The sequence below is a fragment of the Bradyrhizobium sp. CCBAU 53415 genome (genome assembly GCF_028128735.1).
Taxonomy (GTDB): Bacteria; Pseudomonadota; Alphaproteobacteria; order Rhizobiales; family Xanthobacteraceae; genus Bradyrhizobium.
This window is the reverse complement of the sequence record NZ_LBJF01000026.1, coordinates 442,276-450,000: the sequence shown is the minus strand read 5'-3', so window position 1 is coordinate 450,000 and position 7,725 is coordinate 442,276. Positions and strand designations below refer to the sequence as shown.

Annotated in this window: 8 protein-coding genes; 1 reads left to right on the top strand and 7 read right to left on the bottom strand. The window is 65.9% G+C overall.

Features of this window, described 5'->3' with window-relative positions; translation table 11 throughout:
* Positions 1–7: 7 nt before the first annotated feature.
* The 5 genes from XH87_RS26210 to XH87_RS26190 all read right to left on the bottom strand — a co-directional run bounded on the left by XH87_RS26210 (position 8) and on the right by XH87_RS26190 (position 5,414).
* Positions 8–1,096 carry a TRAP transporter substrate-binding protein gene (locus XH87_RS26210; protein WP_035707170.1) on the bottom strand — a complete coding sequence of 363 codons (1,089 nt, stop codon included), beginning with the start codon at positions 1,094–1,096 and terminating at the stop codon, positions 8–10.
* 182 nt (positions 1,097–1,278) lie between these two features.
* Positions 1,279–2,592 (bottom strand): NAD(P)H-dependent oxidoreductase, encoded by a 1,314-nt coding sequence (locus XH87_RS26205; protein ID WP_271589461.1) that lies wholly within the window; start codon positions 2,590–2,592, stop codon positions 1,279–1,281.
* Positions 2,593–2,756: 164 nt separating this feature from the next.
* Positions 2,757–3,557 (bottom strand): phytanoyl-CoA dioxygenase family protein, encoded by an 801-nt coding sequence (locus XH87_RS26200; protein ID WP_158672248.1) that lies wholly within the window; start codon positions 3,555–3,557, stop codon positions 2,757–2,759.
* 136 nt (positions 3,558–3,693) lie between these two features.
* On the bottom strand, positions 3,694–4,371 hold the full coding sequence (locus XH87_RS26195; protein ID WP_271589460.1) for a GntR family transcriptional regulator: 678 nt from the start codon (positions 4,369–4,371) through the stop codon (positions 3,694–3,696).
* A 185-nt stretch (positions 4,372–4,556) separates the two neighbouring features.
* Positions 4,557–5,414, bottom strand: coding sequence for a sigma-70 family RNA polymerase sigma factor (locus XH87_RS26190; RefSeq protein ID WP_271589459.1), 858 nt, complete (start codon positions 5,412–5,414; stop codon positions 4,557–4,559).
* Between the two features lie 99 nt (positions 5,415–5,513).
* Between XH87_RS26190 and XH87_RS26185 the strand changes: the two genes are divergently transcribed.
* Complete coding sequence (locus XH87_RS26185; protein WP_271589756.1) at positions 5,514–5,969, top strand: carboxymuconolactone decarboxylase family protein; 456 nt, start codon at positions 5,514–5,516, stop codon at positions 5,967–5,969.
* A 67-nt stretch (positions 5,970–6,036) separates the two neighbouring features.
* On the opposite strand, the gene XH87_RS26180 is transcribed toward XH87_RS26185, so the two are convergent.
* A complete protein-coding gene (locus XH87_RS26180; protein WP_271589458.1) occupies positions 6,037–6,849 on the bottom strand; it encodes an alpha/beta fold hydrolase in 813 nt (270 codons plus the stop codon).
* A gap of 3 nt (positions 6,850–6,852) precedes the next feature.
* A complete protein-coding gene (locus XH87_RS26175) occupies positions 6,853–7,671 on the bottom strand; it encodes an alpha/beta fold hydrolase (protein WP_271589457.1) in 819 nt (272 codons plus the stop codon).
* Between the last annotated feature and the right edge of the window lie 54 nt (positions 7,672–7,725).

Genomic DNA, 7,725 nt, shown 5'->3' with positions numbered 1-7,725 from the left:
CAGACGCTCATGTCCTCGTCCGCATCCGCATCATGAATGTGTCGAAGCTGAGCTCGGCCACCTGCATCCAGGCGAGCGACTCGCTGCGATAGGCGGTGAGGCTCGCATACATCTTGCCGAAATGCGGGTTGCTCTTGGCGAGATCGGCGTAGATCTCGTTCGCCGCGCCGTAACAGGCTTCCAGCACCTCCTGCGGGAACGGCTTGAGCGTCGCGCCGGCCGCCAGCAGTCGCTTCAGCGCCGGCGGATTGACCGAGTCGTATTTGCCCGTCACCCAGGTGAAGGTGTCGAGCGAGGCCGCCGAGATCGCTGCCTGATAGTTTTTCGGCAGTGCGTTCCACTTCTCGAGATTCATGATGTTGTGGCCTTGTCCGGTGCCTTCCCACCAGCCAGGATAGTAATAGTACTTTGCCACCTTCACGAAGCCGAGCTTCTCGTCGTCGTACGGGCCGACCCATTCCGCCGCATCGATCGTGCCTTTCTCCAGCGCAGGATAGATGTCGCCGGCCGCGATCTGCTGCGGCACGCCGCCGAGTTTCCCGATGATGGTGCCGGCAAAACCGCCGACGCGGAATTTCAGGCCCTTGAGATCATCGACGGACTTGATCTCCTTCCGGAACCAGCCGCCCATCTGGGCGCCGGTCGAGCCCGTGGGAACGCCGATCGCGTTGTGCTCCTTCAGCAGATCGTTGAGCATGTCCTGACCGCCGCCCCACAGCAGCCAGGAAATGTGCTGACGCGTGTTGAGACCGAACGGCAGCGACGTGCCGAAGGTGAATGCCGGGTTCTTGCCCCAATAATAATAGAGCGCGGTGTTGCCCATCTCGACGGTGCCGTTCGAGACGGCGTCGAGTACTTGCAGGCCCGGCACGATCTCACCGGCCGCGAAGGGCTGGATCTGGAAACGATTGTCGGTGATCTCGGCAACGCGCTTGCAGAAATATTCGCAGCCGCCGTACAGCGTGTCGAGTGATTTCGGCCAGCTCGCGGTGAGCCGCCATTTCACCTCCGGCATCGACTGCGCGATGGCAGGCGCGGCAACGGCACTTGCGGCGAGACCCAGCCCGCCTGCCGTCAGGAATTTACGACGTTCCATGCACTTCCCTCCCTGTGATGCCGAGTCCTCGACGAGGGATCGCGATCTTGCCGTCGCTTTGTCTTCGCCGGTGGCCGACGTTTTTTGGCGTCCGAAAATTCTGTGTTCCCGGATCGGGAGGCAGGATGACCAAAGGGCGACCGCAAATCAAGCGCACTTTGGTTGCGCTATGGTCGCCACCTTCAATGCTGCGCTGCGAACGCGGCTTCCATGGCCTTGCGCGTCTTCACCGTCTCATTGCCGGTGTCGAACTCGACATCGCCCCAGCGCACCACGGCACCGTGCGCGACGTCATGCTTCAACGTTACGCGGTGCGCCAGGCCGATCGGCAAGGCGCCGGCCCTCAGGCTCGCAGCCGCCGGTACCAGCTTGCCCCACACCGTGTAGCCGCCTTCGCCGTCGAGCATCTCGCCGGCGCGCAGATTGCGCTTGGCCACCGCTGCGACGTCGCCGCGGAAGCCGCTGGCCTGCCCGGTGGGCTCGCCCCGCAGCGCGGCCGACAGCACCGAGATGTTCAACTCGAGCCCGATCAGATGATACGGCTTGTACATCGCGGCGAAGCGTCCGCTGGCGTCCGTTTTCAGGCCGTATTGCCTGAAGCAGTCGGCGGCATAGTCGCTCAGTGCCTCCAGCACGACATAGACGCCCCAGCGCAGGTCCCGAAACACCGGCCGGCCGTCGCGCTCGAGCGAGGAGACGACCTCGACGAGGCCGGACCGCTCCAGCACGCCGCCGCGCGAGCGCGGTCGCATGATGTGCGGCAGGTCGTCGACGCCGCAGGGCGGAAACAGCAGGCCGTCCGCCGGCACGTCGAGGCCGCAGGCGTTGGCAATCGCGGCCATCTCGATCGCCGATTTGGTGCCGTCGAGAAAGGAGTTGAACATCTGCGGATTCATGCCGGCCGATTGCGCCTCCCCCGCAGTCAGGCCGTAGTGCTGCCAGACGCCATCGGGCGTCACGTCGTGATAGGCCGGCAGGTACTTTGTCCCCTTGCCGGCGGCGACGACGCGGAAGCCGGTGGCGCGGGCCCAGTCGACCATCTCGGCGGTCAGCGCCGGCTGGTCGCCATAGGCGAGCGAATAGACCACGCCGGCCTTGCGCGCTTCCTCGGCGAGCAGCGGGCCCGCCAGCACGTCGGCTTCGACATTGACCATCACGATATGCTTGCCCGCGGCGATCGCGGCGCGTGCGTGCTTGATGCCGACCGCGGGATTGCCGGTCGCTTCCACCACCACATCCATCGCGCCGCCGGCGATGGCGCGCGCGCCGTCGTCGGTGAACACGGTTGCGGCGATCCGCTCGGCGCTCCAGCCCACCGTGCGGCAGGCCTCGCGCGCGCGTTCGCAGTCGATATCGACGATAACAGGCACCTCCAGCCCCGGCGTGTGCGGCACCTGTGCCAGAAACATCGAGCCGAATTTGCCCGCGCCGATCAGCGCGACACGGACAGGCTTGCTGGCGGACGCGCGGGCCTGGAGGAGGCGGAAGAGGTTCATGGGAATATCCTGGCAATGGTCGTGTCCCGGACGTGGTGCAGCGTGGAACGCTGCTCCGCAGAGCCGGGACCCAGACAGAGAAGACGTGGCGGCGTGGGCCCCGGCTCTGCAGCGCATCACTGACGTGCTGCGCTGCGTCCGGGGCACGGGACCGGATCCTACTCTTACTCCGCCGCCTGCCGGGGCGCACGCGCAAGCCGCACCAGAGCATCATCATCCACGGTCTTGATCGGCGTGAAATCGCGATGCGCGATGTATTCTGGCCGCGTGGGCTTGCGGATATGGTTCGAGACCGCGTTCAGCGTCAGGTACACGATCTTGCGCGGGTAGGGGGTGATGTTGCCGCTCGAGCCGTGCACCAGATTGCCGTGGAACATCAGCATGCCGCCGGGTTTGCCCGTGGGCGCGACGATGCCGCCCTGCTCGACGAGGCGCGTCACGGTGGCCTCATCCAGCGTCCACAACGGATAGGAGGTGGTGGCGAGGTCGTGCGAGGCTTCGAGATCGCCGGCGTTCTGGCTGCGCGGCACCAGCATCAGGGGGCCGTTGATCGGCATCACCTCGTCGAGGAAGATCGCGATGTTCATCGCGCGCGGCTCCGGCATGCCGTCGTCGCGCTTCCAGGTGCCGTAGTCCTGGTGCCACTGCCAGACGTCGCCGGTGAAGGCCGATTTCGCGTTGATCTTGAACTGGTGCATGTAGACCGGCTCGCCGAACACCTGCTCGACCGGCTCGATCATGCGCGGATGCGCGCCCAGGATGCCGAACGCCTCGTTGTAGAGATGCGCGGCAAAAGCCGTGCGCGGCGCGCCGCTCTTCTCGCGCCAGACCTCCGGCCGGTTTGCGTCATAGATGCCGACCGCCTCGCGCGCGAGCAGGTCGACCTCCTCCTGGCTGAACAGCTCGGGCAGGAACAGCCAGCCCTCGCGATGGAAGAACTCCAATTGCTCCTGGGACAGTTTCATCGGGTCGTCCTCCTGTTGACTTGTTTTTGTTGTCGTTCCGGTCCGCAGGACCGAACTCGGGTGCGCACTTGCTCACCTGAGAACCTCGAGGTTCCGGATCGCGCTTTGCGCGTCCGGAATGACGGGACGCAAATAGCTACGCCGCCGCTTCCTCCGTCGCCCGCAATCTCTCCTCAGTCATCCGTCCCGCCGTCTGCGCATGTGCCAGCGCGGCGCGTTCGGCGGCATTGGCGTCACCGGCGAGAATGTGTCCGGCAATATCGGCATGCTCCGCCCAGGCGCTGTCGCGATAATCGAGCTCGGAGAGCACGGTTGCCATCGAGCGGCGCATGTGCGGCCATTGCGGCGCGATGGTCTCCTCGATCACGGGATTGCCGGCGAGCTGATAGATCGCGCGGTGAAAATCGACATCGAGCCCGATGAGCTCGGCCAGCACCGTGTTGCGGTCGCTGCGGCGTCCGGCGGCGAGCGCCGCCTCCAGCCGCGCGCGTCCGGCCGCGTCGTATGCCGCACGTTCGGCCGCGAGCCGGGCCGCCAGCGCGTCGATCGCGCCGCGCACCTCGTAGAGCTGGCGGATGCGTGCGGGATCGAGCTGGGTGACTTCGAAGCCACGCCGGCCGCTCTCGGCCACCAGGCCTTGGCGATGCAACAGGTGCAGCGCATGCGAGACAGGCTGGCGCGAAACGCCGAGCTTGTCGGCCAGCTCGTTCTGCCGGATGCGCTGGCCGGGGCGCAGCGTGCGGTCGGAGATCGCCTCCAGAATCCGCGCATAGACCTGGTCGATCAGGTTCGGGAGCGGGTCGAGAGGGATCACGCCGGTAGCTCCGAAAGACGATGGGAATACGGAATTCCGTATTCAAAGCTACGCTTCGCGGAAGGAGGCGTCAAGCGGTATCTGAGGGTGGCTCAACATGCCCTCCTCTTGACAGCTAAGCCATTGATATTACTTGGCCTGTCTACTGTGCATGGGGTTGTTTTCGCGATATTTGTCTCTGGACCTCAGTGCTCCAGCACTTCCACGTCGAGCGTTGCGATCCGCTCTGCATCGGCCAGCGCCTCGATCCCGGCAATACGGTCGCCTGTGAACGCCACCCGCAGCGCGATGCGCAGCTTCCCGCCGAGGATGACGGCAACGCCGATCTCGCCATCGACCAGCGCCGCCCGCGCGGCCTGGGCGCGGCCCTTGTAGAGCTGCGCGACCGCATCCGCGCCGCGGATCTCCGCCAGCGCGCCGAGCCGCACCGCGGCCTGATCGGCGCGGAATACGACGTCGGGATCGAGCACGGCCAGCAATCCCTCGAAATCGCCTTCGCGCGACGCCTTGAGGAAGGCATCGACGATTCCGCGCTGGCGTGACAGGTCGGTTTCGGGCACCGGCGCGCCCTGCACGCGCCGCCGCGCCCGGCTCGCGAGCTGCCGCGAGGCGTCCACCGAGCGGCCGACGATCGGCGCGATCTCCTCGAAGGGCACGGCGAACATGTCGTGCAGCACGAAGGCGAGCCGCTCCGCCGGCTGCAGCGTTTCCAGCACGACGAGCAGCGCCGCGCCGACGGAGTCGGCCATCTCCGCTTCGCGCTCCCGCGTCTCGTCGACCGGCTCCGGCACATGCGGACCCATCGGCTCCTCCTTGTGCGACTTTCGCGCGCGCAACATGTCGAGGCAGATGCGTGCGACCACGGTGGTCAGCCAGCCGCGCAAATTCGCGACGTCGGACATGTCGTAGCGGCTGACCCGCAGCCACGCCTCCTGAACGGCATCGTCGACCTCGGTGCGGGATCCCAGCATGCGGTAGGCGACCGCGCGCAAATGGTCCCTGCTGGCCTCGAACTGTTGGGTGAGAAAATTTTGTTCGGTCATCGGTCACATTCCCGCTTCGCGATCCGTCATGCCATTGACGAAGCCAATCCGGCTGATGTGACCGGAACCTTCGAAATTCGACAGATGGAGACGAAAATGATGCACGCTCGCATGAATCACCCGGTCATGGTCCTGCCTGAGGCCATGAATGTCCTTCAGTCCCTCGGCAACCTGACCAAGCAGGGCCTGCCGGAAAAGCTCCTGGAACTGGTGCACCTGCGCGCCAGCCAGATCAATGGCTGCAGCGTCTGCGTCGATATGCATCCGAAGGTCGCCCGCAAGGCGGGTGAAACCGACGAGCGCCTGTTCGCCGTGTCGGCCTGGCGCGATGCGCCCTATTTCACCGACGCCGAGCGCGCCGCGCTGGCCTTGACCGAGGCGGTCACGCGCCTCGCCGATCGCGAGGACCCGGTGCCGGATGCGACCTGGAACGAAGCCGACAAGCATTTCGACGAGCACGAACTCGCAACGCTGATCCTCGCGATCGCGACGATCAACGTGTGGAACAGGCTGAACGCGACGATCAAGATGCCGGTCGGCGTGTGGAAGGTGTGAGGCCACGCGAGGGAGGCTCCGGCCGCGTACTCCCTCGCCCCGCTTGCGGAGAGAGGCGAAGACGCGCCTACTCCGCCAAGAACCTGTTCACCGCCTCGCCGAATTCCAGCGGCGCTTGCTCGAACATCCAGTGACCTGCATTCGGGATCACCGCCGTCCTGCTGCCTGCGATATGCGCGGCCAACACGCGCCACATCACCGACAGGCTGCCGGTGGTGGCGCCGCCGCCGATCAGCAGCGTCGGCGTCCTGATCGCCTGCGCATCGCTGAGCGTGTAGGGCCGGCGCTGCTCGTTGATCTGACCGATGAAGGTGAGTGCGTTGTCGCGGAGTTGCTGCTTCGCCGCGGCGGGCACGCGCCGCCAGGAGCCGTCGCCTTCGATGCCTTCGTAGAAATTTTGCAGCGCGCCCTCGATGTCACCGCCGCGGATCATCTCGACCGATCGCGCGGTGCGGGCCGCCAGCGGCGGATGCGCGGGCGTGCCTTCGGGGACCGGCAGGCTGGGATCAAGATCGCCGCCCGGCTCGGCCAGCACCAGTTTGCGCAGCAGATCCGGCCGCGCCTGGGCCACGCGAAAGGCGATGTGCCCGCCGCGCGAATGGCCCATCAGATCGACCGATCCGGGCCGGACCTGTTCGAGAAAGGCGATCACATCCGAGACGTGCTGCGCCATCTTGTAGTCGTCGCCGAGGGCATTCCAATGCTCGGGGAAGAAATGCCGCAGGCTCACCGAGATCACCCGATGGGATTTCGACAGCGGACCGAGCACCGGATACCAGGTGCGGAAATCTCCGAGCGTGCCGTGCACGCAGACCAGCGGTTGGCCTGCTCCGACTTCGAGATAGGCCATGTCGTAGCCGTTGACGCGGAAGCTCTGCATTGATCAGCTCGCCAGGAAATCCAGCACCACTTCGGAATATTTCTGCGGCGCCTGCTCGAACATCGGATGCGTCGCATTCGGGATGATCGCCGTCTTCGAATAAGGCACATGCGCCGCCAGCGCGTGCAACACTTTCGGCAGCAGGCCCTTGGTCCGCGCGCCCAGGATGAACAGGGTCGGCATCCTGATCGCCTCCGCATCCGCCTTCGAGAACGGCGGGCGGTCGTCGCGGACCTGGCCGATCAGTGTCATGGCGTTGTCGCGCAGGTTCTGCTTCACCATCGCCGGCAGCCGCGGCCAGGTGCCGGCGCCCTCCAGCGTGTCGACGAAGACGGCAAGGCCGCCGTCGACGTCGCCCGCCGCGATCTTCTCGGCCGATGCGGTGAAGCGCGCCAGCAGCGGCGAGGGACCGCCGACATAATCAGGGTCGAGGCTCGCATCGAGCTCGCCGCCGGGCTCGGCCAGAACGAGCCGGCGCAACAAATCGGGGCGCTGCTGAGCGACGCGAAAACAGATGTGCCCGCCGCGCGAATGGCCCATCAGATCGACGGGGCCGAGATCGAGCTCGTCGATGAAGGCGATGACGTCCTCGACGTGCTGGGCGATTGAATAGGTTTCACCGAGGCCGTCCCAGCGCTCCGGGAAGAAGTGCCGCAGGCTGACGGCGATCACCCGATGCCGCTGCGAGAGCGGGCCGAGCACACAGCCCCAGACGCGGAAGTCGTTGAGCGAGCCGTGCACGCAGACCAGCGGCGGACGGGCTCTGTCTTCGCCCACGTCGAGATAGGGCATGTCGTATCCGTTGACGTGGAGGCTTTGCATTCAGGGCTCGCGAGGAATTGGAACTCCTGTGCAAGATTCCCGGAAACCGGGTGG